This window comes from Parafrankia sp. Ea1.12, from assembly GCF_900465275.1.
Taxonomy (GTDB): Bacteria; Actinomycetota; Actinomycetes; order Frankiales; family Frankiaceae; genus Parafrankia; species Parafrankia soli.
This window is the reverse complement of the sequence record NZ_UBIZ01000211.1, coordinates 1-23,309: the sequence shown is the minus strand read 5'-3', so window position 1 is coordinate 23,309 and position 23,309 is coordinate 1. Positions and strand designations below refer to the sequence as shown.

The 23,309-nt window shown below is 70.4% G+C and carries 20 protein-coding genes and 3 pseudogenes; 8 read left to right on the top strand and 15 right to left on the bottom strand.

What is annotated here, in order from left to right; translation table 11 throughout:
- Positions 1–104: pseudogene (locus FMEAI12_RS39790) on the top strand (acyl-CoA dehydrogenase); the annotation flags it as partial.
- Between the two features lie 310 nt (positions 105–414).
- Here FMEAI12_RS39790 and FMEAI12_RS07980 read toward each other — a convergent pair.
- Positions 415–1,191, bottom strand: coding sequence for an enoyl-CoA hydratase/isomerase family protein (locus FMEAI12_RS07980; RefSeq protein WP_112105526.1), 777 nt, complete (start codon positions 1,189–1,191; stop codon positions 415–417).
- A 446-nt stretch (positions 1,192–1,637) separates the two neighbouring features.
- On the opposite strand from FMEAI12_RS07980, the gene FMEAI12_RS07975 reads away from it, so the two are divergent.
- A complete protein-coding gene (locus FMEAI12_RS07975) occupies positions 1,638–2,954 on the top strand; it encodes an acyl-CoA dehydrogenase family protein (RefSeq protein ID WP_020464321.1) in 1,317 nt (438 codons plus the stop codon).
- Between the two features lie 54 nt (positions 2,955–3,008).
- On the opposite strand, the gene FMEAI12_RS07970 is transcribed toward FMEAI12_RS07975, so the two are convergent.
- The gene (locus tag FMEAI12_RS07970; RefSeq protein ID WP_071067082.1) at positions 3,009–4,055 is read right to left on the bottom strand and encodes a phosphotransferase family protein; all 1,047 of its coding nucleotides are present in this window, start codon (positions 4,053–4,055) and stop codon (positions 3,009–3,011) included.
- A 197-nt stretch (positions 4,056–4,252) separates the two neighbouring features.
- On the opposite strand from FMEAI12_RS07970, the gene FMEAI12_RS07965 reads away from it, so the two are divergent.
- Both FMEAI12_RS07965 and FMEAI12_RS07960 read left to right on the top strand, forming a co-directional pair.
- Positions 4,253–5,443 (top strand): amidohydrolase family protein, encoded by a 1,191-nt coding sequence (locus FMEAI12_RS07965; RefSeq protein WP_112105525.1) that lies wholly within the window; start codon positions 4,253–4,255, stop codon positions 5,441–5,443.
- A gap of 192 nt (positions 5,444–5,635) precedes the next feature.
- Complete coding sequence (locus tag FMEAI12_RS07960; RefSeq protein WP_071067084.1) at positions 5,636–6,043, top strand: nuclear transport factor 2 family protein; 408 nt, start codon at positions 5,636–5,638, stop codon at positions 6,041–6,043.
- Positions 6,044–6,189: 146 nt separating this feature from the next.
- Here the strand turns inward: FMEAI12_RS07960 and FMEAI12_RS07955 are convergent, their stop codons facing one another.
- The 6 genes from FMEAI12_RS07955 to FMEAI12_RS07930 form a co-directional block, all read right to left on the bottom strand.
- Entirely contained in the window at positions 6,190–6,945 is a 756-nt protein-coding gene (locus FMEAI12_RS07955; RefSeq protein ID WP_071067085.1) for an SDR family NAD(P)-dependent oxidoreductase, read from the bottom strand.
- Between the two features lie 111 nt (positions 6,946–7,056).
- The gene (locus tag FMEAI12_RS07950) at positions 7,057–7,890 is read right to left on the bottom strand and encodes a TauD/TfdA family dioxygenase (protein WP_112105524.1); all 834 of its coding nucleotides are present in this window, start codon (positions 7,888–7,890) and stop codon (positions 7,057–7,059) included.
- 14 nt (positions 7,891–7,904) lie between these two features.
- Positions 7,905–8,249, bottom strand: coding sequence for a hypothetical protein (locus tag FMEAI12_RS07945; protein WP_112105523.1), 345 nt, complete (start codon positions 8,247–8,249; stop codon positions 7,905–7,907).
- A gap of 14 nt (positions 8,250–8,263) precedes the next feature.
- On the bottom strand, positions 8,264–9,559 hold the full coding sequence (locus FMEAI12_RS07940; protein ID WP_112105522.1) for an aromatic ring-hydroxylating dioxygenase subunit alpha: 1,296 nt from the start codon (positions 9,557–9,559) through the stop codon (positions 8,264–8,266).
- 97 nt (positions 9,560–9,656) lie between these two features.
- Positions 9,657–10,847: a CaiB/BaiF CoA-transferase family protein gene (locus FMEAI12_RS07935; RefSeq protein WP_112105521.1), complete on the bottom strand. Its 1,191-nt coding sequence runs from the start codon at positions 10,845–10,847 to the stop codon at positions 9,657–9,659.
- A gap of 45 nt (positions 10,848–10,892) precedes the next feature.
- Entirely contained in the window at positions 10,893–11,750 is an 858-nt protein-coding gene (locus FMEAI12_RS07930) for an enoyl-CoA hydratase/isomerase family protein (RefSeq protein WP_112105527.1), read from the bottom strand.
- 111 nt (positions 11,751–11,861) lie between these two features.
- Between FMEAI12_RS07930 and FMEAI12_RS07925 the strand changes: the two genes are divergently transcribed.
- The gene (locus tag FMEAI12_RS07925) at positions 11,862–12,839 is read left to right on the top strand and encodes a TIGR03621 family F420-dependent LLM class oxidoreductase (RefSeq protein WP_112105520.1); all 978 of its coding nucleotides are present in this window, start codon (positions 11,862–11,864) and stop codon (positions 12,837–12,839) included.
- Positions 12,840–12,926: 87 nt separating this feature from the next.
- Here FMEAI12_RS07925 and FMEAI12_RS07920 read toward each other — a convergent pair whose 3' ends face one another.
- On the bottom strand, positions 12,927–13,694 hold the full coding sequence (locus FMEAI12_RS07920) for an SDR family NAD(P)-dependent oxidoreductase (RefSeq protein WP_049795834.1): 768 nt from the start codon (positions 13,692–13,694) through the stop codon (positions 12,927–12,929).
- Positions 13,695–14,003: 309 nt separating this feature from the next.
- Positions 14,004–14,954 (bottom strand): CoA ester lyase, encoded by a 951-nt coding sequence (locus tag FMEAI12_RS07915; RefSeq protein ID WP_112105519.1) that lies wholly within the window; start codon positions 14,952–14,954, stop codon positions 14,004–14,006.
- A 962-nt stretch (positions 14,955–15,916) separates the two neighbouring features.
- Here FMEAI12_RS07915 and FMEAI12_RS07910 point away from each other — a divergent pair.
- Positions 15,917–17,368, top strand: a complete 1,452-nt coding sequence (locus FMEAI12_RS07910) for an aldehyde dehydrogenase (protein ID WP_112105518.1) — start codon at positions 15,917–15,919, stop codon at positions 17,366–17,368.
- Here the strand turns inward: FMEAI12_RS07910 and FMEAI12_RS39785 are convergent.
- Complete coding sequence (locus FMEAI12_RS39785; RefSeq protein ID WP_306769322.1) at positions 17,326–17,646, bottom strand: ATP-binding protein; 321 nt, start codon at positions 17,644–17,646, stop codon at positions 17,326–17,328. The two genes, FMEAI12_RS07910 and FMEAI12_RS39785, sit on opposite strands and share 43 nt — an antisense overlap.
- Positions 17,647–17,790: 144 nt before the next feature.
- Positions 17,791–18,015, bottom strand: a pseudogene (locus FMEAI12_RS39780) (response regulator transcription factor); the annotation flags it as partial.
- Positions 18,016–18,022: 7 nt separating this feature from the next.
- Here FMEAI12_RS39780 and FMEAI12_RS07900 point away from each other — a divergent pair.
- A complete protein-coding gene (locus tag FMEAI12_RS07900; protein ID WP_112105517.1) occupies positions 18,023–18,613 on the top strand; it encodes a serine hydrolase in 591 nt (196 codons plus the stop codon).
- A 13-nt stretch (positions 18,614–18,626) separates the two neighbouring features.
- On the top strand, positions 18,627–19,058 hold the full coding sequence (locus tag FMEAI12_RS07895; protein WP_160144244.1) for a serine hydrolase: 432 nt from the start codon (positions 18,627–18,629) through the stop codon (positions 19,056–19,058).
- A 150-nt stretch (positions 19,059–19,208) separates the two neighbouring features.
- On the opposite strand, the gene FMEAI12_RS07890 is transcribed toward FMEAI12_RS07895, so the two are convergent.
- The 3 genes and pseudogenes from FMEAI12_RS07890 to FMEAI12_RS07880 form a co-directional block, all read right to left on the bottom strand.
- A complete protein-coding gene (locus tag FMEAI12_RS07890; protein ID WP_112105515.1) occupies positions 19,209–19,562 on the bottom strand; it encodes a hypothetical protein in 354 nt (117 codons plus the stop codon).
- A gap of 676 nt (positions 19,563–20,238) precedes the next feature.
- Positions 20,239–21,660 carry a glutamate decarboxylase gene (locus tag FMEAI12_RS07885; RefSeq protein ID WP_112105514.1) on the bottom strand — a complete coding sequence of 474 codons (1,422 nt, stop codon included), beginning with the start codon at positions 21,658–21,660 and terminating at the stop codon, positions 20,239–20,241.
- Between the two features lie 147 nt (positions 21,661–21,807).
- A pseudogene (locus FMEAI12_RS07880) lies at positions 21,808–23,309 on the bottom strand (ATP-binding protein); the annotation flags it as partial.

The following is a 23,309-nucleotide window of genomic DNA, read 5'->3' as shown; positions in this document are numbered from 1 at the left end:
CCCTCACCCTCGACGGCCTCCTCGGCAGCACCCGCGACCTCACCCGCCAGGCCGGCGCCCACATCCGCCAGAACAACCACGCCCCACGCCTGGTCAACCTCTGACGCTGACCTGAGAACCGAAGCTGGAGCCCGAGACCGGAATCCGGAAGGAGCGAGGAGCCAGGAGCGGCCAGGACCCGGTGCCGATTTTTCGATGACGACGACCGGGTGACCACCCGCGGTAGCAGTGAATGGTGAGCCAGGGAAAGAATCCTGTCGGAACCGAAACTCTCGAGAATCTCTCGAGGAGCGGAACCACGCGGATTTCCGTGGAAATCAGAAGGACCCGGGCGCTTCGAGCGCCCGGGTCCTGGCCGACCGGTTTCGGAGAAGCCGGGGCGGTCTGGGCGTGCCGCCCGGGACCGCCGTCCCCTCAGCTCTTCTGCTTCTGCTTCGCGGAGAGCCGCTCGACGATGGAGGCGAAGTCATCGGTCTGGAACGACGCCTCCTCCGCGGTTGTCGCGAAGTCGAGCGAGGCGATCACGGCGCGCTCGACGTGCAGGTTGAGCAGCCGCTTGGTGGTCTCCACCGCCTGCTGCGGAAGCTCGGCGATGCGCTTCGCGCACGCCAGCGCCTCGGCCACCGGATCAGCGGCGATGTGGTTGGCCAGCCCCATCTGAATGGCCCGCTCGGCGGAGATGCGCGCGCTGGTGAACGCGTACTCCTTGGCCAGGTGCATGCTGGTGTGCAGGGGCCAGGTCAGCGGCCCGCCGTCGGCGGCCACCAGGCCGACCTGGATGTGCGGGTCCGCGAGGAAGGCCTTCTCCGCCATGTAGACGATGTCGCTCAGTGCGACCAGGCTGCAACCGAGACCGACGGCCGGGCCGTTCACCGCGGCGACCACGGGAATCCGGCAGCGAACCATGCCGAGGACGATCTCGCGCCCGTGCGCGATGGACAGGGCGCGCAGCTCCTTGTCCTTGAACAGCTCGTTGAGGTAGGCGAAGTCGCCGCCCGCGGAGAACGCCCGGCCGGCCCCGGTGAGCACGGCAGCCCGCGCCGAGCGGTCCTCGTTCAGCTGCGGCCAGAGCTTCGCCAGCCCGACGTGCAGGGGATGGTTGACCGCGTTGAGATCGTCGGGCCGGTTCAGCGTGATGATCCTCAGCGGCCCGTCCGCGCGGACCTCGATCTCCTCCGGCATGTCGTACACGTCATACGTCCAATCGATGATCCGGGTAGCGATGTTGTCGGTGGCCGGCCCCGGTGCGTGACCCTCGACGATGTGCTGCCGGGCGCCGCGGCCACCGCCGTGGCGCCCGGGGATCGCATCTCCTCGTTTCCAACCCCTGCAAACTACATTCTCGTTGGGGGTGAATCAACCAATGACCGGGCAGAATGCCGGGTACGGTCATATCGGAGTCTTGACCCGACGGGTCGGGTGTGCTTGTCCAGTGTGTCGTCGGGGATGAAGGTTTTCGCGCGAACGCAGTGGATGAATGTTGAATCCATGGCAATGTCGATTTTTCTTGATCGTACCGCCTCTGATCGTATGCGGAGATCGTCGCTTCACGGAGTCCGGCCTTCACGGAGTCCGGCCGTCATCGATGCCGACCCGCGCCGCGCGGGTGCGGCCCTGGAACGAGAGCGAGACCGACTGTGTGGGAGTTCGAGACCGACCCGGCCTACCAGGAGCAGCTCGACTGGGTCGACACCTTCGTCCGGGACGTCGTCGAACCGCTGGACTTCGTCCTCGACAACCCGTTCGACAAGCGGGACTCCCGGGCGCAGGCGATCGTCCGGCCGCTCAAGGAGGAGGTGAAGGCACGCGGCCTGTGGGCCTGCCATCTCGGGCCCGAACTGGGCGGTCAGGGCTACGGCCAGGTGCGGCTCGCCCTCCTCAACGAGATCCTGGGCCGCTCCCGGTGGGCGCCGTCGATCTTCGGCTGCCAGGCCCCCGACTCGGGGAACGCCGAGATCCTCGCCCACTTCGGCACGCCGGAGCAGAAGGCCAGGTATCTGGAGCCGCTGCTCGAGGGCGACATCGCGTCCTGCTACTCGATGACCGAGCCGCGCGGCGGTGCCGACCCGACCCTGTTCACCGTCCGCGCCGTGCGCGACGGCGGCGACTGGGTGATCAACGGCGAGAAATGGTTCTCGACGAACGCCCGGCACGCCAGCTTCTTCATCGTCATGGCCGTCTCGAACCCCGACGTGGACGCCTACAAGGGCATGTCGATGTTCATCGTGCCGGCCGAGACGCCCGGGATCACGATCGTGCGCAACCCCGGCGTCGCCACCGAGCCCCCGGAACAGGGCTCGTTGGGGGGCGTCCGGCATGACCACGGCTATGTCCGCTACACCGACGTCCGGGTGCCGGCCGATCACCTGCTCGGCGGGGAGGGCGACGCGTTCGCGATCGCGCAGACCCGGCTGGGCGGCGGGCGGGTGCACCACGCGATGCGGACGGTCGCCCTGGCCCGTCACGCCTTCGACCTGCTCTGCGAGCGGGCCGTCTCCCGCCAGACCCGGACGGGGCCGCTCGCGTCGCTGCAGATGACCCAGGAAAAGGTCGCCGACAGCTGGATCGACATCGAGTGCTTCCGGCTGCTGGTGCTGCGCACCGCCTGGCTCATCGACAAGCACAAGGACTACCGGAAGGTCCGCAAGGACATCTCCGCGGTCAAGGTGATGCTGCCCCGCGTCCTGCACGACGTCGCCCAGCGGGCCCTGCGCATCCACGGGTCGCTCGGGGTGTCCAACGAGATGCCGTTCGTGAGCATGATGGTGACCGCGGAGGCGCTCGGCATCGCCGACGGCCCCACCGAGGTCCACAAGGTCACGCTGGCGCGTCAGGTGCTCCGGCAGTACACCCCGGTCGAGACGCTCTTCCCGTCCGGTCACCTGCCCACCCTGCGGGAACAGGCCTTCGCCGCCTTCGCCGACCGCCTCGAACACGAGGCCGCCGAGCTGTGACGACGCGCCTGACCGAGCGGCGACGGCACCTGGTGGGCCACGCCGCTCGGCAGGCTAGGCCCTCCGAGTGAAGGACACGCCCTGCCGGACGCGTGCCTCGACCTCGGTCGCGAACGTGGGTAGATCGTCGGGCGGTGTGCCCATCTTCCCGTCGAGGTAGCGCCGGTACACGCCGGCCAGGATGGCAGCGGCCCGCCAGGCGGTGAACGCCATCCAGTAGTCGAGCTCCGCGATCGAGCGGCCGGACTGCCGCGCGTAGCGGGCGGCCAGCTCGTCCGTCGTGGGGAACCCTGGCAGCGCGGACGGCAGCCGCTCCTGGCTCGCCCGCGCGTCCGGCGTCGACCAGGTGCGCAGCAGGTAGGCGACGTCGGCGAGCGGGTCGCCCAGGGTGCACAGCTCCCAGTCCAGCAGGGCCAGGACGTCCCCGTCGGGGCCGAGGAGCGCGTTGCCGAGCCGGAAGTCGCCGTGCACGAGGCGCGCGGTGGACTCGGCGGGCCGGTGGGCGACGAGCCAGTCGTGCAGCGCGGCCATGCCACCCATGTCCCCGAGCTCGCAGGCCGCCCACTGCGCCGACCAGCGCCTGAGCTGCCGGTCGAGGAAGCCGTCCCGCCGGGACAGGGCGCCGAGACCGACCGTGTCGACGTCGACGGCGTGCAGCGCGGCGAGGGTGTCGACGAGCGCGTACCCGGCGCGGCGGCGGGCCTGCGGGGAGGGGAGGAGGGCCTCGGAGTCGGCCGCGGTGCGCAGCACGAGCCCGTCCACGTAGGCCATCACGTAGAAGGGCGCGCCGGTCACCTCCGGGTCGTCGCAGACGCCGAGTACGCGCGGCACCGGCACGCCGGAGCCGGCGAGCGCGGCCAGGATCCGCGCCTCGCGGGTGACGTCGTGGGCGGTCGCGAGCAGCGCGCCGACCGGCGGCCGGCGCAGCACGTACCGCTGGTGACCGGCGTCGCCGACGAGGTAGGTGAGGCACGAGTGGCCGCCGGCGACCCGGTCGTAGCGCAGCGGTGGCACCGCGCCCGCCACATGTTCACCGAACCAGCGGTCAAGCGCCCCGGCCTCGATACCGAGGGGTTCGGGTGCCGTCGGGAGGGCATCCATCTGCGACCTGCCTTCGGCTCGGTGCGGAGATCGACGTGGCGAGAGTGCCGCGGTTTCCCAGCATCTGACCCTACCGTCACCTTGCGCGGTGGCGCTCCCGACGCTGCTCGGTCCGCCGTCGCGATCTGCTGGCGTCGCGGACCACCGAAGTGTAGGGAGGATAGGGACGTCCATCGCAGACAAGCAAGGGAGGGCCCGTGGCTCACGCCGGTATCTCGGTGTTCGACGCGGACAACCATCTGTATGAGACGAAGGAGGCGCTGACGAAGTACCTGCCCGCCCGGTACAAGGGGGCGGTCGACTACGTCGAGCTCAACGGGCGCACGAAGATCATGGTCCGGGGCCAGGTGAGCGAGTACATCCCGAACCCCACGTTCGAGGTCGTGGCCCGGCCCGGCGCGCAGGAGGACTACTACCGGAAGGGGAACCCCGACGGGCTGTCCTACCGGGAGATCTTCGGCAAGCCGGTGAAGTGCATCGACGCCTGGCGCGAGCCCGCCGCCCGGCTGGCGAAGATGGACGAGCAGGGCCTCGACCGCACCCTGGTGTTCCCGACGCTGGCCAGCCTCATCGAGGAGCGGATGCGGGACGACCCGGACCTGATCCACGCGGTCATCCACTCGCTCAACGAGTGGCTGTACGAGACCTGGCAGTTCAACTACGAGGGGCTGGACCGGATTTTCACGACTCCGGTGATCAGCCTTCCGTTCGTCGACAAGGCGATCGAGGAGCTCGACTGGGTGCTTGAGCGGGGCGCCAAGGTCGTGCTGATCCGGCCGGCGCCGGTGCCCGGGCTCCGTGGTCCGCGTTCGTTCGGCCTCCCCGAGTTCGACCCGTTCTGGGCGCGGGTGCAGGAGGCCGGCATCCTGGTCGCGCTGCACTCCTCGGACAGCGGCTACGCCCGCTACACGAGCGAGTGGATGGGCGCGAGCATCGAGATGCTCCCCTTCCAGCCGAACACCTTCCGCATGCTGCAGGCCTGGCGCCCGGTCGAGGACGCCGTCTCGGCGCTGGTGTGCCACGGTGCGCTCTCCCGCTTCCCGCAGCTGAAGATCGCCATCGTCGAGAACGGGATGAGCTGGGTCGAGCCGCTGCTCAAGTCCATGAAGAACCTCTACAAGAAGATGCCGCACGACTTCCTGGAGAACCCGGTCGACGTGGTGAAGCGGAACATCTACGTGAGCCCGTTCTGGGAGGAGGACCTCGGCGAGCTGGCGCAGCTCCTCGGTGAGGACCACGTGCTGTTCGGCTCGGACTACCCGCACCCGGAGGGCCTGGCCAACCCGGTGAGTTACATCGACGAGCTGTCGCACCTGCCGGAGGAGCTCGTCCGCAAGATCATGGGTGGCAACCTCGCCCAGCTCATGGGCATCGGCGTCCCCGCCTAGGACGGCCAGCGACAGGACGGCCAGCGACAGAACGAGGAGCACTACCGAGACCGCTGACGAACGCGGTGGGCCCCCTGGGCTCGCCGCGCCGTTCGGCGGTTTTTCCGGCGCCCGCCGCGGGCGTCATTTCACCGGCGGCGTGCCGCAGCCTGAGCGCGGCATGCCGCGGACGCACGACGAAGGGGAGTCCGGATGCTCGACGACGGGATAGTGACGGCTTTACGGCGGCACTGGGAGGACGGATTCAACGGGTACGACGTGGATGTGGTGATGGGGGCCGTCGCCCAGGACGTCGTTTTCAGCTCGCCTTTTGTGCCGCGGCTGACCGGTGACCCGCGCAAGGTGACGATCGAGGGCTACGCGCCGTTCCGGGAGTACATCGCGGACTCGATGCGCCGGGTACCGGACATCCGCTATTCGGTCGACGCCGCCTACGTCAGCACGCAGACCGTCATCTTCGTGTACTCCTGCCACTTCTCCGACGGCCAGGTGCGCACGGGCGCCGACTCGATCCGGGTCGACGACGAGGGGAAGATCGTCGAGTGGCGCTGTCACTACACGTTCGAGCCGAAGGCCCTGGACAGCCTCATCGAGGACTGAGCCGCCCGCGGGGCGCGCCGTCAGGCGGCCGCCGAGCGGGCGCCGCGCTCACTTGTCCGCGGGCGGACGGGAACCGGGTCGGCTCCCTCCGTCCGCGACAAGTGGACGAGCAGGCCGCGGTGGTCAGCCCGCGGCCGGCGCAAGGATCAGGTGTTGCGGCCGCCGTTGACGCCGATGATCTGACCGGTGATGTACCCGGCCTCCTCGGAGATGAGGAACGAGGCGGCGGCGGCGATGTCCTCGGGCTTGCCGGGGCGCCGCACCGGGGTGCGCTCGGCGTGGTCGGCGATCGTGCCGCCGATGAAGCCCTTCGCCTCGACGTCGCGCAGCATCGGGGTGTCGACGAAGCCCGGCGGGATCGTGTTGACCGTGATGCCCTTGGGGCCGTACTCCAGGGCCAGCGACTTGGTGAAGCCGATGAGGCCGGCCTTCGTCGACACGTAGTGGACCATGTACTGCTGGCCCGAGTGCGCGCTCGACGACGAGATGTTGACGATCCGGCCCCAGTGGGCGCTGATCATGTCCGGGAGGACGGCCTGGGTCAGGTAGAACGGGCCGCTGAGGTTGACGGCGATCATCCGGTCCCAGAGCTCGTCCGTGATCTTCTGGAAACCCAGGGTGCCGGTGAGACCGGCGTTGTTCACGAGCACGAGGACGGGGCCGAACGTCTCGCGGATGCGGTCGATGGCCGCGTCCACCTGCGCCCGGTCGGAGACGTCGACGCCGCCGAAGGCGGCGGCCTCGTACCCCAGTTCGCGAGCTTCCTTGGCCACCTGCTCGGCGCTTTCGGTGTTGATGTCGAGCACGGCGGTGGCGAAGCCGTCCTTGGCCAGGCGCAGGCTGATCGCGCGCCCGATGCCTGATCCTCCGCCGGTTACTACGGCCGTCTTCCGTTCGGTCACGTTGCCGAACCTCCCTGTGGGTAGCTGCGTCGCTGGTGATCGGTCGACGGCGCGAGCGCCCGTGAACCGCCTCGTCAGCGGCCCACGGGCGCGAACCCCGTACGAACAGAATTACGCGACCGCTTCCTCACCGGCCAGCGATGCGCGGTGCATCAGCCTGGACGATGACGGTCCGTAGGGGAGGGCCCGGTGCAGCATCCCGGTGTTGTCCCAGATGACGAGGTCGCCCTGGGTCCAGTGGTGCCGCAGGACGAACTGCGGCTGGGTGGCCCAGGCCAGCAGGCGGTCGAGCAGCGCCCGCCCCTCGTCCGCGGGCAGACCGACGACCTCGCCCGCGGTGGAGCCGACCAGCAGCGACTTGCGGCCGTTGCCGCGGGTCCACACGATCGGCTGTTCCCGGGTCGGGTTGCGATCCCAGGCGGCCCGCTCCTCGGGTGAGGGGTTGGGAATGGCGACGAGCTGGGAGGCGGTGAAGCTGTGCAGGGCCCGCACGCCCTCCAGCTGCGCCTTCTCCTCGTCGGACAGCGCCTTGTACGCGGCGTAGGTGTTGGCGAACTCGGTGTCGCCCTCCGGGTCGCCCGAGATCTGCCGTGCCGTGAGTAGCGTGGCCTTGTCCGGCACCTCGCCGGTGGTCCCGTCGATGTGCCAGTGGAACGTGGCCTCGCGGTACGCCGCCAGCTTGCTCGCCGACGCGTCGCGGGTGATCCGCTGGATCTCCTTGAGCTTGTGGCCGCCCATCGGGAGCGGCAGGACGTTGCCCAGCAGCCGGGCGAAGGCGACCAGGTCCTCGTCGTCGATGTCAGCCTCGCTGAAGACGACGACCCCGGTCTCCTCCAGCGCGGCCAGGGCGTCGTCGGCGACGCCCTTGTCGACGAGCTGCGTACCCTTCAGCCCGCGGAACTCCGTGCCGGTGTTCTCAGTGATCTTCCTGGTGGTGGTACCCATGGCAGGTCGCCTTCTCAGAGGGCCGGTTCGACGGCGGTGTCGAAGAAAGCCGCGCCGGAGTCCGGGATCCGGGGCTGCTTGAAGATGTTCACCGGGTACGACACCATGATCATCGAGTAGAGCAGGCGCAGCAGCCGGGTGTCCTCGTCGGACAGGGCGTTCACATCGCGGGTGTCGAGGTAGGCGATGGCCTCCTCGGCGAGCGGCGCGATCGCGTCGTAGAAGTCCTGCAGCTCGTCGATGGTCTTCGACAGCCGCTTCTCGTAGCGCTCGACCCGCGTCGCCAGGTCCCAGTCGGCGACCCACGGCTCGAGGGCGCGGAACCGCTCGGGCAGGGATGTGTCCACAGTGGTGGTCATGTCGAGGGGTTCCTCTACTTCTCGCTGCCGGCCTGGTGCGCCGCGACGGCGTCCCGGACGACCTTGTGGAACTGACGGATCATCAGCTCCATGTCGGACAGGTGGAACGTCTGCAGCGCGCGGTTGTTGAGCTGCGACCAGGTCGCCTCGACCGTGTTCGTGTCCTGCATCGCGAACTCGATGGTGCTGTCGACGACCAGCTCCTGGGCCAGCCGCTCGGAGGCGGTCTTCGGCTCGGGGAAGTAGATATCGACCTCGTAGGCGTGGGTGCCCACCGTCTCCGGGATGTACTGGTAGGTGATGTAGTACCCGCGGCCCCAGAGCTGGACCGACAGGTTCGGGAACAGCCAGTACTGGTCGTTGCTCCAGGACCGGACGTTGCCGGGGTTGCGGTCCGGTGTGAGGTGGCCGAGGTCCTCGCGGACGTCGTCCGGGCCGAACAGGCCGGCGCGGAACAGCCGGTAGGCCCAGTTCATGTCCCGCTTGGCCGGGCCGACCGAGCCCTCCTTCTTCTTCAGCAGCGGCGGGCCGGGCACCGAGGTCAGCATGTGCGGGGTGAACAGGTCGTAGTGGTAGGAGTCCATCGGCGGGACGAGCTTCTCCGCCTCGGCCACGTTGGTGTTGAGGAACCGCCCGTGGACGTACGCCGGGTGGTACCACTCCAGCAGCGCGTCGATGCCGATCTTCCAGTTGCCCTTGACCTTGGTCCGGAACGACCAGTGGTTGGTGAACTTCTCGAACGGCCAGCTCTCCAGCTCGGTGGCCAGCTTCTCACCGAGGAACTGGCGCAGCGGCGGGGCGTCCTGGCTGAAGTTCACGAAGATGAACCCGGCGAAGACCTCGCAGCGCAGCTGCGGCATGGCGAGCTCGTCGTCGGGCAGCGACTCGAAGAACTCGTTCCGCTTGGTGACGTACGTGCACTTGCCGTCGAGGCCGTAGCGCCAGCCGTGGTACTTGCAGGAGAACTGCCGGGCGCTGCCCTGGGTCTCGTTGGTCGGGTGCTCCTGCCAGACGACCTTGTTGCCGCGGTGCGCGCAGATGTTGTGCAGCGCGTACACCTCGCCGTCGGTGTGCCGGGTGATCACGATCGACCCGAGGCCCACGAACTCGCGGGTGAAGAACGTCCCGTTGCGGGGCAGCTGCTCCATCCGGCCGACCTTCAACCAGGTCCGCTTGAAGATCGCCTCGCGCTCGGCCTGGAAGAACTCCTCGGAGATCGAGTCCTCGTAGTCGACGGGCCCGGTGTCGAGGTTCGGGTACCCCGGTGTGTACTTGCCTCTGCCGGTCGCAAGTTTTTCCTGGATGGCCATCGGCTTCAACCCCTCTCGCAGGATGGTTTCGTTCCCACCGCCGGCGAGCTCACGCTGGGCCGGGGCTTCGACGTCTGGTGTCAGATCACTCTTGGTTTCAGATCACTCCGTCGGCGCGCAGCCGCGCGATGTCCTCCGGGGTGCGGTTCAGTAGTTCGGTGAGGACGTCGTCGGTGTGCGCGCCGAGTTCCGGCCCCAACCAGCGGATCTCACCCGGGGTTTCGGAGAGTGCCGGGATCACTCCAGGCACTGCCAGCGGGCCGATCCGGGATTCCTCGACGGTAATGGTCTCGCGGTGCTTGTACTGCGGATCGTCGAAGATGTCGGCGATGGAGTAGAGCTGGCCCGCCGGAACCTGGGCCTGCTTGCACCGGGCCAGCACCTCGTCGCACGGCAGCGATCCGACCCACCCGCCGACCAGCTCGTTGACCAGGTCCCGGGCGGCCAGGCGTTTCGCCTTCGGGCCCAGTTCGTCCTCGTCGGCCAGCTCGGGGCGTTCCATGGCCCGGGCCAGCCGGGCGAACATGTCGTCGTTCGAGCAGGCGATCGCGATCCAGCGGTCGTCCTTGGTCCGGTAGTGGCTGTGCGGGAGCACGTTGACGGTGTCCGCGCCCATCCGCTCGCGGACGAAGCCGAACTGCTGGTAGGCGGGCGCGATCTCGTCGAGCGCACGGAAGATCGTCTCGTACAGGGCCAGGTCGACGACCTGGCCCTTCCCGGTGCTCTCCCGGGCGCGCAGGGCCATCAGCACGCCGATGACGCCGTACAGCCCCGTCATGTAGTCGGCCAGCGAGGTCGAGCCCGGGGTGACGGGTGTCCCGCCCGGCTCGCCGGCCAGGTAGGCGAGCCCGGAGAAGGCGTGGGCGATCCGGGCGAAGCCGGGGAGGTCCCGGTTGGGCCCCGACTGGCCGTAGGCGGAGACCCGCAGCAGGATCGCGCGCGGGTTCAGCTCCTGGATCACCTCGGGGCCGAGCCCCCAGCGTTCGAGGACGCCGGGGCGGAAGTTCTCGATCACGATGTCGGCGGTGGCGATGAGCTCCCGGAGGATCTCGAGGCCACGGGGATCGCCGAGGTTGAGGGTCACCGACCGCTTGTTGCGGCTCTCGCTGAGCCAGACCAGGGTGTCGCCACAGTCCGTGTCGGTGCCGAAGCGGCGAAGGTTGTCTCCGGTGCCAGGCCGTTCGACCTTGATGATGTCGGCCCCGAACTCGCCGAGCACTGTGGCGCAGAACGGCCCCGCGAGGTAGGTGCCCAGGTCAAGGACCCGGACTCCCTGGAGTGCGTGCATGCTGTCAGCCTCCGGTGGTCGGCGATTCGACGTCGAGGTCGATTCTTAATCCGACCAGGGCTGTGCGTCCCACGGTCTGTCCAGTGGCTCCATGCCGCCGCCGAACGGGAAGAACTCCCGCTGGGCGTAGGTCTCGCGGCCCAGGCCGTGGCCGAGCTCGTTCAGGAAGGCCCGCTTGAGGTTCTGGGTGAACAGGTCGCGGGTGTAGCGCAGCACGAGCGGTGGCTTGCGCACCAGCTCCCGCGCGAGCTCCCAGGCACGGTCGAGGAGCTGGTCCTTCGGAAGCACCTCGGCGACGGCGCCCCACGAGAGCGCCTCCTGGGCGCCGAGCTTCTTCCCGGTGAGCAGCAGGTAGCGGGCGCGGTTGTGGCCGACGAGGAACGGCCAGATGACGTGCTGTCCGTCGCCGGGGACCTGGCCGCGGGGGAAGTGCGACACGTCCTGGAAGTAGGCGTCCTCGGAGGCCAGCACGATGTCGCCCATCAGCGGGACCTCGGAGTGGATGTTGCAGGGGCCGTTGACCGCGCTGATCATGGGGACGCCGACGTCGAGGACGTTGTTGATCAGGTTGCGGTTGTACCAGGCCTTCTCGTCGAGCTTGCGTAGCCCGCGGTCGCCCGGCATCAGCCGGTACTCGGGCTTCTCCGGGGGCTCGCCGTTGGGGAGGTTGCCCCAGTTGGCGTTGTAGTTCTCGCCGGTGCCGGTGTGGATCAGCACCTTGATCTCGCGGTCGCCCGCGACGTCGGCGAACGCGTCGGCCATGTCGTCGTGGGACTTCCAGTCCCACACCAGGCTGCCGCCGTTGGTGTGGCACTGCATGAGCAGGATGCCGTCCTCGTCTAACTGGAACCGGTAGTTGGCGTACCGGTCCTCGTACTCCTTGAACCTCGTCCGCTTGACCATCCCCATGTCCCTTCGGCGCGGCCGGGAGAACGTCGATCTTCCCTCGCGGAAGTGACGTTACCATATATCTAAGGTCGTCCTATAGTAGGACGCGCATGTTATTCTCCGTCGATGTCAACCTTGCGGCCGTTCCGCTTCGCTGTCCAGGCCACGAAGGCCAAGTCCGGGTCCGAGTGGCGTGACCTCGCCCGCCGGGTCGAGGATCTCGGGTACTCGACGCTCTTCCTGGCTGATCACTACCTGGGGCACGGGCCGGCGCAGAAGGAAGCAAGGTGGCCACCGCAGTACCTGGCACCCATCGCGGCGATGGCCACGGCCGCGGCGGTCACCGAGACGCTGCGGGTGGGCTGCCGGGTCTTCTGCGTCGACTACCACGTGCCCGCCGTGTTGGCGAAGGAGACGGCGACGATCGACCTGCTCTCCGACGGCCGCCTCGAATTAGGGATCGGCGCGGGCTGGAGCGAGCCCGAGTACCGGGCGATGGGCGTCCCCTACGAGACGCCGGGCCAGCGGATCAAGAAGCTGACCGAGGTGATCGCGCTGCTCAGGGCCCACTGGTCCGGGCAGGACCTCAATCAGCACGGGGAGTTCGTCAACGTCACCGGTTACGCCGGCCTGCCGCGCCCGGTGCAGCAGCCGCACCCGCCGATCATGATCGGCGGCGGCCGTCGCCGGGTCCTCTCCCTCGCCGGGCGGGAGGCCGACATCGTGAGCATCTCCACCGTGCCGTTCGCGGCGGTGAACGAGGACGGCCTGACGCCCGCCGAGGAGGCGGCGCGCCGCTTGGGCTACGTCCGCGACGCGGCTGGTGAGCGCTTCGCCGGCATCGACATCGAGACCTCGCCGTTCTTCACCCGGATCACCAAGGACGCCGAGGAGGCCGACGCGGCCGTCGCCCGGGTCGCGGCGGCGATGCGGGTCGACCCGGTGAGCCTGCCGAACCATCCGAACATGCTGGTGGGCTCCCCGGACGAGGTCGCCGAGCGCCTCCAGGAACGCCGCGAGGCGTTCGGGATGAACTACATCACCGTCCAGCAGTCGGAGATCGAAAGCTTCGCTCCCGTCGCCGCGCGGCTGAGCGGGCGTTAGGAGATGGCCGCGGGCCGGCGGACGGGGTCGCGGTGGGACGGGTGACCCGTCACCGGCGCCGCGGCGACCCGTCCGCCGGCCCGCGACTCAACGGGCCACGTACCCGCCGTCCACCGGGATGGCGGTGCCGGTGACGAACGAGGACTCGTCACTGGCGAGGAACAGCGCGGCCGCCGCCAGCTCCTGCGGCCGGCCCCAGCGCCGCATCGGCTGGGGCAGGTTGGCGACGGGGGGCTCGGAGTCGTCGGCCGCGTGCGCCAGACCCGTCCACGTCATGCCCGGGCAGATGGCGTTGACCCGAACGCCGGACTCGGCGAAGTCCAGCGCCGCGGACTTGGTCATCTGGACGACCCCGCCTTTTGCCGCCGAATATATGGCCTGGTCCTTCCAGCCGACGAGACCGGCGGCCGAGGCGGTGTTGATGACTGAACCGCCGTCGCCGCGCAGCATGGCGGCGATTCCGTACTTCATTCCGAGGAAAACGCCCTTGAGGTTGACCGCGATCAGCTTGTCGAAGGTCTCCTCGTCGAACTCGGTGATCGGTTTGCGTGGGCCGCCGCCGCCGGCGTTGTTGAACAGCACGTCGAGCCGCCCGAACTCCTGCACGGCGGTGTCGATCATATTCTGCACATCGGCCGATGATGTGACGTCGACATGTACCGGAACGGCGCCTTCACCGATGATGGTCGAGGTTTCCTTCTCCCGGCCGCTGAGGTCGGCGCAGACCACCCTCGCTCCCTCGCGCGCGAACAGCAGGGCGGCGGCCCGGCCTATGCCGGAACCCGCACCGGTGACCACCGCGACCTTCCCCTCGAGGCGTCGCGCCGGAATGGAATCTGATAAACGCTCACCCATGGCCGTCAGTCTACACATCATGTCGCGGAGGTAAAGATGCCGCTCGAATAGCCGGGCGGCATGAGGGAAGAGGCCGGTGATGTCCGGTCAACCGCGCGGGGTAACTCCGGTAAAACCCCCGCGCGGTTTTCGGCATGCACGTTTCCGTGCGGACGGGGCAGCCGCCCCACCCACCGGTGAGGGCGGCGCCGACCGTGGGTGAGGGCGGCGCCGACCGTGGGTGAGGGCGGCGCCGACCGTGGGTGAGGGCGGCGCCGACCGTCGGTGAGGTAGCCCGCCGCCAGAGGCGGCTCAGCTGGGCGGGGCGGCTCAGTTCGCCGGGGCGGTTCCGCCGGCGAGGGCGGCCTTGTGCAGGACGTTCTCGGCGAGACGCATGTGGGCGGCGTCGACGAGCCGGCCGTCGCGGCCGATCGCGCCGACCCCCTCCGCCTCGGACTCGCGGTAGATCTTCATCGCCTCGTGCGCCTCGGCCACCTCCTGCTCGGTCGGCGCGAACACCTCGTTGGCGATGGGCACCTGAGCCGGGTGGATGGCCCACTTCCCGTCGAAGCCGAGCAGGCTCGCGTGGGTGGCCGACCGGCGGTACCCGTCGACGTCCTTGTAGGCGGGGTACGGCGCGTCGATCGCGTCGATGCCCGCCCCGCGCGCCGCCGACAGCACCTGGACACGCGCGAAGTGCCAGAAGTCGCCCGGGTACTCCCCGACGGGGTCGAAGTTGCCGTCCACCCGGGCGCGCAGCGACGCCGAGAGGTCGCCGGCGCCGAAGATTATCGCCTCCAGCCGGCTGCTGGACCGGGCGATCTCGGCGGCGTTGGACAGGCCCTCCGCCTCCTCGATCAGTACTTCCAGCCCGATCCGCCGGGTCAGTCCGAGCTTCGTCTCGAGCTGGGTCAGCAACACGTCGACCCACCAGACGTCACGCGCCGAGCGGGCCTTGGGAACGATGAGCACGTCGAGCGACGCACCCGCCCCGGTGACGACCTCGATGATGTCGTCGTGGCACCAGGGTGTGTCCAGGCCGTTCACCCGGACGGCGCGGACGGTGTGTCCCCAGTCCAGGTCGGTGAGCGCGGCGACGGCGATGCCGCGGGCGGCCTCCTTGGCTGACGGCGCGCACGCGTCCTCCAGGTCGAGGAAGACGAGGTCCGCTCCGGAACCGGCGGCCTTCTCACACATCCGCTCACTGCTGGCCGGGGTCGCCAGTTCCGAGCGGCGGGCGCGCGGCCGGGTGACGTTCGGTTCTTCCGCTTTGCCGGGCATAACTGCCTCCTATGTCCGTGAATTCGATGTCAGCCGTGCGCTGTACACGGAGTGCCGCCAATCGCCCCGCAGCCGCCGTCGGTGTCTTCCCGGCAACCGGCCCAGGGCCGGCCGGTCCGGCCGGAGGAACGGTCTGAGATATTCCGGGGAAAGGCCTGGAGTCACCGCGTGAACTCCGCGCCGGTGGCGTCTGGTGTTTTTCTGGACTGTGTTGCCGAACTCGACGTGGAAAGGTCGCTGTTCCGGCTGGCCGCCGGATTTCACGCCCGCCGCCGGCGGGCGGAGTTCTCCTATTCGGGTCGGGTGCCCGTGGGGCAGTGGTGGCAGCGCCTGGTGAAGGGTTCCGTGACGCGGGTGAAGTACCGGGAAGCCGGCGTTCGTGCGTGCCGGCTCCCGCCCCGGTGTATTCGCGGCCGGTGTTCTTGGCGCTACGCTGAGTTCGATCTTCGGGTCGGTGTCGAGCGGGACCGGGGATGATGATCAGTCATGCTCGCGTGGCCGGGCGGGCACGGCTGAAATATGCGCCGAGTGGATCACATTCCCGCCCCTGGGGCGTGGCGGATCCGGTTGTTCGATTTAGGTGCCAACGTTAGTGTTGTCGTATGACGACCGCAACTGTCGACGGCCGCGGGGCTCGGGCCCGCACCTGTGCCGTCGACCGCGGCGGCCCCGGCTCGTGAGTTCGATCGCCCGCGGGAGTCGCCGCGGGCCGCGCACGGTCGTCCCAACCGCTCGCCGGCCGGCGAGGTGCGTCGGCTGCCCCGGCCACCCGGGTGCCGTGGTGCGCCGGGTGCCGTGGTGCGCCGGGTGCCGTGGTGCGCCGGGCGGCGCGGTGCGCCGGGCGGCGCGGTGCTCCGTCGTGCGGGAATTCCGGCCCGCCGGCCCGGGGTTCGTCACCATGCCTGAATCTGTCAGACCACAGCTGATCGTCACATCGTCGCGGGCCGTGTCCGGAGGGACTCATGCAGGAACAAGATCGTCTGTTCATCGGGGGCGAATGGGTCGCGCCCAGCGGCACGCGCACGATCGAGGTGGTCTCGCCGCACAGCGAGCAGGTCATCGCTCGCGTCGCCGCGCCCGGCACCGAGGATGTGGACCGGGCGGTGGCCGCTGCCCGTACCGCGTTCGACGAGGGGCCGTGGCCGCGCCTCGACCCGGCCGAGCGGGTCGCGGTCATCCGGCGGCTGGGCGCGCTGCTCAAGCCGCGGCGCAAGGAGCTCTCCGAGCTGATCAGCGCCGAGATGGGCGCGCCGATCTCGTTCGCCAAGCTGTCGCATGTGACGCTGCCGCTGCTGATGATGGGCGCGTTCGCCGACATCGCGGAGAACCTGGCGTGGGAGGAGCCGCGCAAGGGCTTCTACGGGCAGGACGTTCTGCTGCGCAAGGAGCCGATCGGGGTCGTCGCCGCCATCGTCCCGTGGAACATGCCACTGTTCCTGACCATCGGGAAGCTGGTGCCGGCTCTGCTCGCCGGGTGCTCGGTCGTCCTGAAGCCGTCGCCGGAGACGCCTCTCGACGCCTACGCGCTGGCCGAGAGCCTCGCCGAGGCCGGGCTGCCGCAGGGCGTCGTCAGCGTGCTGCCCGGTGACCGGGAGATCGGCGAGTACCTCGTGGCGCACCCGGGTGTGGACAAGGTGTCCTTCACCGGGTCCACCGCGGCCGGTCGCCTGGTGGCCGCGTCCTGCGGGTCGAACCTCAAGCGGGTCAGCCTCGAGCTCGGCGGCAAGTCCGCCGCGGTCGTGCTCGACGACGCCGACCCCGCCGCCGTGGCCGCGGGCGTGGAGATCGCCGGCCTGATGAACAGCGGGCAGGCCTGCGTCGCCCAGACGAGAATCCTCGTCCCGCGCGCGCGGTACGGCGAGTTCGTCGACGCCCTGGCCGCGATGGTCGAGGCGCTGCCGGTCGGCGACCCGTCCGACCCGGCGACGAAGGTCGGCCCGCTGGTCGCCCGCCGGCAGCAGGAGCGGGTGCGCGGGTACATCGAGGAGGGCCAGAAGGAGGGCGCGCGGCTGGTCGTCGGCGGCAGCGACCTGCCGGCCGGGGTCGACCAGGGCTGGTACGTCCGCCCGACCGTCTTCGCCGACGTCGAGAGCGGCATGCGCATCGCGCAGGAGGAGATCTTCGGGCCGGTGCTGACCGTGCTGCCCTACTCCGACGACGCCGACGCCGTCCGCCTCGCGGACGACACCGAGTACGGCCTCTCGGGCTCGGTGTGGACCTCGGACGTCGAACGGGGCCTCGCCGTCGCGCGCCGGGTCCGCAGCGGGACCTTCGGCGTCAACCAGGCGTACAGCATGGACCCGAACGCGCCGTTCGGTGGGGTCAAGGCCAGCGGGATCGGCCGTGAGCTGGGTCGCGAGGGCATCGAGGGCTACCTCGACGTCAAGTCGATCTCGGTGGCGCCGGCCTCGTAGCCGGCAGCGTCCCGGGACGGCAGCACCGCCGGCCCGCTCACGGCTGCCTCGGGGCCGGGCGAGTCGCGGCCCCGAGGCAGCCGGGCGGTGACGTCCAGCCCCCCGGCAGGGCGAGGGGTGACGGCGATCGTGCCGCCGTGGGCGGCGGCTACCGCGGCGACGATGGAGAGGCCCAGCCCGAGCCCGCCGTCGCCGAGGGTGCGCGAACCGTCGCCGCGGACGAACGGTTCGAGCAGCGTCGGCTCGCCGTCCAGCGTCACGTCGGGGGCGATGCGCATTGTCGTGAGCGGGGGCCGTAGCTCGTGCACGGCGGTGGCTGAGATCAGCCTGATCGGCCGTAGCACCCGTCCGGCGACGAGCCAGCTCAGTATGGCGGCGAGCACGGTGACGACGGCGAGCGCGACCGCCGCCTGGGTGAGGAGCTCGGTCGGGGTCAGGCGCAGCATCCGTCCGGCGCGTTCCGCGGTACGCCGCGCCGGATCGAGGACGACGCCGGCCACACGGAGCACCGGTGGGTGGGCCGGGGCGCTGCGGCGGACGAGAGCCAGCAGCCTCGCCACCAGCTCGGAGAACGCGAACGGCTTTCCGAGGTAGTCGTCCGCGCCGAGCCCGAGGCCGTCGACCCTGTCCTCGACGCTGGCGGCGGCCTACGGCATGGCCGACCGGGCGGCCGGAGAGGCCGACACTCCGCGGACGCTCTTCTGTATCGGTTCGCTGAACAAAATGTTCACCGGCGTGGCCGTGGCTCAGCTCGCGGGGCGGCGCATGCTGTCGTTCGACGACCCCGTCGGGAAGTTCCTGGACGGGTTCCCGCCCGAGACCGCCTCGGCGGTCCGGCTCCATCACCTGCTGACGCACACGTCCGGCCTGGGCGACATCTTCGACGGCGAGGGCGACGGCACGGAGATCACCACGGAGAACCACACCATCGACGCCCTGCTGGCGCGGATCCGTCGCGAGCCGCCGCGTTTCGTGCCGGGTTCGGGCTACAGCTACAGCAACGCCGGGTTCGTCGTACTCGGCGCGATCGTCGAGCGCGTCGCCGGGCAGGCGTACGCCGACCACACCCGGGAGCACGTCTTCACGCCGGCCGGCATGCGCGACACCGTCGTGCGGTCACGCCGTCCCGTCGATGTCGGCGGGATGGCTCATCCGTACGCCCTGGTCGGGCCGGACGGGCGGCCGCTGGCTCTGGGCCCGGCTCCGGGCGGCGGAGCTGCCGCCGCCGGGTACCGAGGCGCGTGATCTCGGAGACCGGGTGCAGGGTGCCAGCCTCGCGGGCGGCGCGGTGTCGACCGCCGCCGACCTGGTCGGCTTCGCCGACGCTCTCCTGCGCCACCGACTGCTCAGCCGCGAGCTCACCGACATCGTGCTCGCCGGGAAGGTCCAGGTGACCCAGCCGGCTCCGGCCCTCGGCGATGCGGGCACGGGCGGCTCCGGTCCCGGCGCGGCTCCGGCTCCGGGAGGGGGTCCAGTCCGGACCGGACCGGTCGAGCCGCCGTGGTACGGCTACGGCTTCCTGGACAGGCGGATCAACGGAACCCGGGTGGTGGGCCACAACGGCGGGACCCCGGGCTATGAGGCTGACCTGGCCATCTATCCGGACAGGGGATACGTCGTCGCAATCCTCGCCAATCAGGATCAGGTCCTGCTTCCCGCGTCTCAGCGGGCGGAGGAGCTGCTGACCTGACCGGAAGTCTCGCCGGATCGTCGTGTGACCGGTCGCGACGAGCGTGGCGCGGACCCGCTTCGGTGATCCGCTCTCAGGAGAGCATGCCGCGTACCCGGGGCGTCACCGACGCGGGGTGGCGGATACAGGAATGCTTTCCGGCGGCGGCCGTCACGGCAGCTCGCGGGCGGGATGTTCGTGATCGGCCGGAGCGGGTTCCGGCGCGGCGGTGGCGGTGGTGGCGTCCACGGCCACCCAGCGGCGGGCGTGGGAGAGCGCGGCGCCGACATCCTGGAGGCGGCGCAGGCCGGCGGTCACCTCGGCGGGGGGCAGGCCCAGGTCGAGGGCGAGGACCCGGGCGCGCACCGGCCGGTCCGCCCGGGCCAGGGCCTCGCGGACCGCGATGACGGTGCGGTCGGCTCGGGTCACCTTGTCCCGGTGCCGGCGCTGGGGCTGGCGCGGGACATCACCGGTTAACCGGGTCTTGGCCGGGGCGACGTTCGTGGGGGAGGTCACAGAATGCATTGCATCACCTTTCTCGATTTCGCTTAACTCCAACAATGCCTAGTTCTGTCGCTGTCGTCATGGTGAGGTTCGCCGCGTCACGCTAAGTGTTTGCATGAATACAACCTGCCGAAAGGTGTGTCCGTCGCAACACCTGCGTTGCTGGTTCCCGCGCGTCGGATGTGTGACGCGAACGACTCCGGGCGGCCCGCCCGGCGGTGGCCCGGCGGTGGCCCGGAAGTGCCCGGGCCGGGTGGCCGGTGTGCCCGGCCGGGCCGGTGCAGGCCGGATGTGGGCACCTGTGCTCGGTCTAGATTTCTCCAGTCTTTCCGAGTCGATTCCATCGGCCATTCTAGCGGCCCTTTCTCGAGCGCCGGAACGTTGTGTCGGCGTCCTGATTACGACAGTTCTGCCGGAATCGAACGAGTCGGGTCAAGGTCGTCGCGACCGGTGCTGTGCCCCGGCCGCCGTGGCCGGCTGTGGGCCGATGCGGCTCGGTGTGGGCCGGTAGGCCCGGGTCGGCCCGCCCGCGGTGGGTCGGGGGTGGCGGCCGGTCGCGTCGCCTGGCGGCGCGACCGGTGTTGGCTCGTGCGTGCCCTCGTGTTTTTCGCCCGGCGGGTAGATGCGGGTCGTGTCGGTTTCGCAGGGGTTCTGTTTGGGAAGACTCGGCTGACGGGTGGATCGGTCGACGGATGGATCAGTGGTGGAACGACGCGAGATCGGCGCCCCCGGCCGCGGTCCGCCACCGGGGGCCGGAGAGTCGTCCGACCACCCGGTGCAGGTCCTCGACCAGCAGATGCGCCAGATCCCGGCTGAACTCGGCCCGCACGACGATCCGCAGTACCGCCAGCTCGGCCAGATCAGGCGGGAATCGGTATGCGGGCACCAGCCAGCCACGGGCACGCAGCGCCTCGGAGACCTCGAAGACGCTGAACTCGGCCGCATCCCTCGTCGTGAACGCGAAGGCCGGGATCCCCGAACCGTCCGAGATCAGCTCGAACGGGCCGAGCTTCGCGATTTCATCCGCCAGCCAACGCGCATTGTCACGGCACGTGCGGGCGGTATGCCGGTAACCGGCCCGGCCGAGTCGTAGCAGAGAGTAGTACTGCGCGACGACCTGTGCTCCCGGCCGGGAGAAGTTCAACGCGAAGGTGGGCATCGAGCCGCCGAGATAGTCCACGTCGAAGACGAGCTCGGCCGGAAGGTGCCGGGCGTCGCGCCAGAGCGCCCAGCCGACCCCGGGATAGACCAGCCCGTACTTGTGTCCGGAGGCGTTGATGGAGACCACGCGCTCGAGCCGGAAATCCCAGACCAGGTCGGGGTCGCAGAACGGGGCGATGAACCCGCCGGAAGCCCCGTCGACGTGCACCGGGACGTCCGGGCCGCCCGAGGCCGCCAGCTGGTCCAACGCGGCGACGATCTCGGCCACCGGCTCGTACGTCCCGTCGAACGTCGAGCCGAGGACGGCCACGACCCCGATCGTGTTCTCGTCGCAGCGGGCGACGGCCTCCGGGGCGGTGAGGTGGGTCCGCCCGGGCGCGAGTGGCATCAGCCGGGGCTCGACGTCCCAGTAACGGGCGAACTTCTCCCAGCACACCTGCACGTTGGCACCCATGACGATGTTCGGCCGCGCACCGGTGCCGCGTTGCCCGCCGCCCTGTTCCCTGCCGTGGGGCTCCCTGGTCGAGCGCCACCGGCGTAGCATCGCCAGCCCGGCGAGCATGCACGCCTCGGAGGACCCGGTCGTCGAGCAGCCGACGGCGTCGGTGGCGTCGGGGGCGTGCCACAGGTCGGCGAGCATGTTGACGCACCGGGCCTCGAGCTCGGCCGTCTGCGGGTACTCGTCCTTGTCGATCATGTTTTTCGCCGCGCACTCGGCCATCAGCCGGTCGGCGTGCTCGTCCATCCAGGTGGTCACGAACGTGGCCAGGTTCAGTCGGGCGTTGCCGTCCAGCATCAGCTCGTCGCGCACGATCTGGTATGCGGTCTCGGCGGACAGCGAGGAGCGCGGCATGCGGTACCGGGGGACGGGCCCGTCCTCGTCCGGGATGACCAGGTGCGGCCGCACCTCCACGGCCTGGTCGCCGCGCCTGCCTCTCGCCCGGCCGTGTAGGGCCATGGACGTCCCTCCCTCGGCCGCGTCCGTCGTCGACCAGAGTCTGCGACGAGATCGGGAATCACGCCAGGTGACTTTCCGAGTGCGATGCGTAATCGAAGTTGGGTGCTGGAACACGACCGGTGCCGCGCGTCGGCAGAGGCCTCGCGCTCAGGCGCCGCCGACCCGCTGCGGCGGGCACCAGCGGATCTCGACGCAGAGCTGGCCGTCGCCGCTGTCGTCGATGACCTGCGTCCAGGCGGACGGCGCCGGGGTGACGGGCGGGCCCGCCTCGGCCACCGCCGGGTCGTCGGCGGTGACGAACGCCTCGCCGGTGTCGTCCGTGCCGGTCAGGGTGACCGTGACCGCGGTGGCCGCGGGGGTGACCGTGGCCAGCACCGCCGAGAGCGCGGCGACCACCTCGTCGCGGGCCGTCCCGGGAACGGCGTCGAAGGTGCCGGCGACCTGCATCCGTACCGCCACCCCACGTCGCTCGGCGGCGCGCAGCGCCGGCTCCAGGCCCTCGAGCAGGTCCGAACCGGCGACGGGGCTGGTCATCGCGCGGCGCAGCTCCGCCGCGCTGGACGCGCAGCGCGCGCGCACCTCGTCGGCCGCGGGGTCGAGCCGGCCGTCGCCGATGGCGGCCAGCAGCGGCAGCGTGTCGGCACGGAGCCGGTCGAGCCGGGCCCGGCGATCCTGGGTGATCTTGGCGGAGGCGACCAGGTCGGCGGCGAGCTCGGCGTCGGCGCGGGCGATCTCGGCGGCGGCCGCCGCCGTCCCGCGCCGCATGGGGCCGAGCGCGCCGACAACCGACTGGACGACTGCCTGCGTGTAGAACATCACGCTGAGGTAACCAACGATCCCGGGCCCGCCGCTGTACCTGGTGGCGACGATGCCGCCCGCGCACGCGGCGATCGCCGCCGAGGCGGGCAGCCACTGCCGGACGGGGCAGGCCGCGGTCAGGAAGGCGCACACCCCCAGCCCGCTGACCAGCACCCAGTTGAGCGGTACCCGCGAGCCCTCCTGGCCGAGGGCCCCGGCGGCGATCTGGGTGACGAGGAACAGCCCGGTCAGCCCGGCCACCGCCGGCCCGCGCAGCGGGCCGCGGCGGCTGGCCCGGCCCGCCCATACCAGCGCCGCCCCGGACGCGGCCCAGGCCAGGGCGACGAGGCCCGGGTGCTGGTAGTAGGAGAGCCGCATCACGAGCACGATCCCGAGCGCGAGCTGCCAGACGACGGCGCCCCGCCCGGCGGCCCCGGCCGTGTCGCGGGCCAGCCGCTCCTCGAGCTCGGCGACCTCGACCGCCGGCGCGTCGGGCGAGCGACGGGACCACTGCAAGGTCACGATTGTCGGGCCCCCCGGCGTCGACCGCACGGTCGCGGACCCGCCGACGTCGCCCATCGGGTCGATGATCGACCGGCGCACGCCCAGCTGGTCGGCGCGGTACCGGCCGGGGGTGAAGCCCACGCCGTGGTCGGTCACGGTGACCAGGACTCCGGTGGGGTCGGTGCGCGCGTCCACCCGTGCCCGGGGCAGGCCGGAATGGCGGCGCACGTTAGACAGCGCCTCGCTGACGGCCATGGCCACGGCGGCGGCGACCTCGGCCGGCGTGTCCGTGGAGCCGGTGAAGGAGAACTCCACGCCCAGCCCGGTGGCACGAGCCTGGTCCAGAG

Excerpts from the sequence above, each read along its gene's own strand:
- FMEAI12_RS07970 (WP_071067082.1), bottom strand. The coding sequence starts at position 4,055 with ATGGATGCCCTCCCGACGGCACCCGAACCCCTCGGTATCGAGGCCGGG.
- FMEAI12_RS07960 (WP_071067084.1), top strand. The coding sequence starts at position 5,636 with ATGCTCGACGACGGGATAGTGACGGCTTTACGGCGGCACTGGGAGGAC.
- FMEAI12_RS07950 (WP_112105524.1), bottom strand. The coding sequence starts at position 7,890 with ATGGGTACCACCACCAGGAAGATCACTGAGAACACCGGCACGGAGTTC.
- FMEAI12_RS07945 (WP_112105523.1), bottom strand. The coding sequence starts at position 8,249 with ATGACCACCACTGTGGACACATCCCTGCCCGAGCGGTTCCGCGCCCTC.
- FMEAI12_RS07940 (WP_112105522.1), bottom strand. The coding sequence starts at position 9,559 with ATGGCCATCCAGGAAAAACTTGCGACCGGCAGAGGCAAGTACACACCG.
- FMEAI12_RS07935 (WP_112105521.1), bottom strand. The coding sequence starts at position 10,847 with ATGCACGCACTCCAGGGAGTCCGGGTCCTTGACCTGGGCACCTACCTC.
- FMEAI12_RS07930 (WP_112105527.1), bottom strand. The coding sequence starts at position 11,750 with ATGGTCAAGCGGACGAGGTTCAAGGAGTACGAGGACCGGTACGCCAAC.
- FMEAI12_RS07925 (WP_112105520.1), top strand. The coding sequence starts at position 11,862 with ATGTCAACCTTGCGGCCGTTCCGCTTCGCTGTCCAGGCCACGAAGGCC.
- FMEAI12_RS07920 (WP_049795834.1), bottom strand. The coding sequence starts at position 13,694 with ATGGGTGAGCGTTTATCAGATTCCATTCCGGCGCGACGCCTCGAGGGG.
- FMEAI12_RS07915 (WP_112105519.1), bottom strand. The coding sequence starts at position 14,954 with ATGCCCGGCAAAGCGGAAGAACCGAACGTCACCCGGCCGCGCGCCCGC.
- FMEAI12_RS07910 (WP_112105518.1), top strand. The coding sequence starts at position 15,917 with ATGCAGGAACAAGATCGTCTGTTCATCGGGGGCGAATGGGTCGCGCCC.
- FMEAI12_RS39785 (WP_306769322.1), bottom strand. The coding sequence starts at position 17,646 with ATGCGCATCGCCCCCGACGTGACGCTGGACGGCGAGCCGACGCTGCTC.
- FMEAI12_RS07900 (WP_112105517.1), top strand. The coding sequence starts at position 18,023 with ATGGCCGACCGGGCGGCCGGAGAGGCCGACACTCCGCGGACGCTCTTC.
- FMEAI12_RS07890 (WP_112105515.1), bottom strand. The coding sequence starts at position 19,562 with ATGCATTCTGTGACCTCCCCCACGAACGTCGCCCCGGCCAAGACCCGG.
- FMEAI12_RS07885 (WP_112105514.1), bottom strand. The coding sequence starts at position 21,660 with ATGGCCCTACACGGCCGGGCGAGAGGCAGGCGCGGCGACCAGGCCGTG.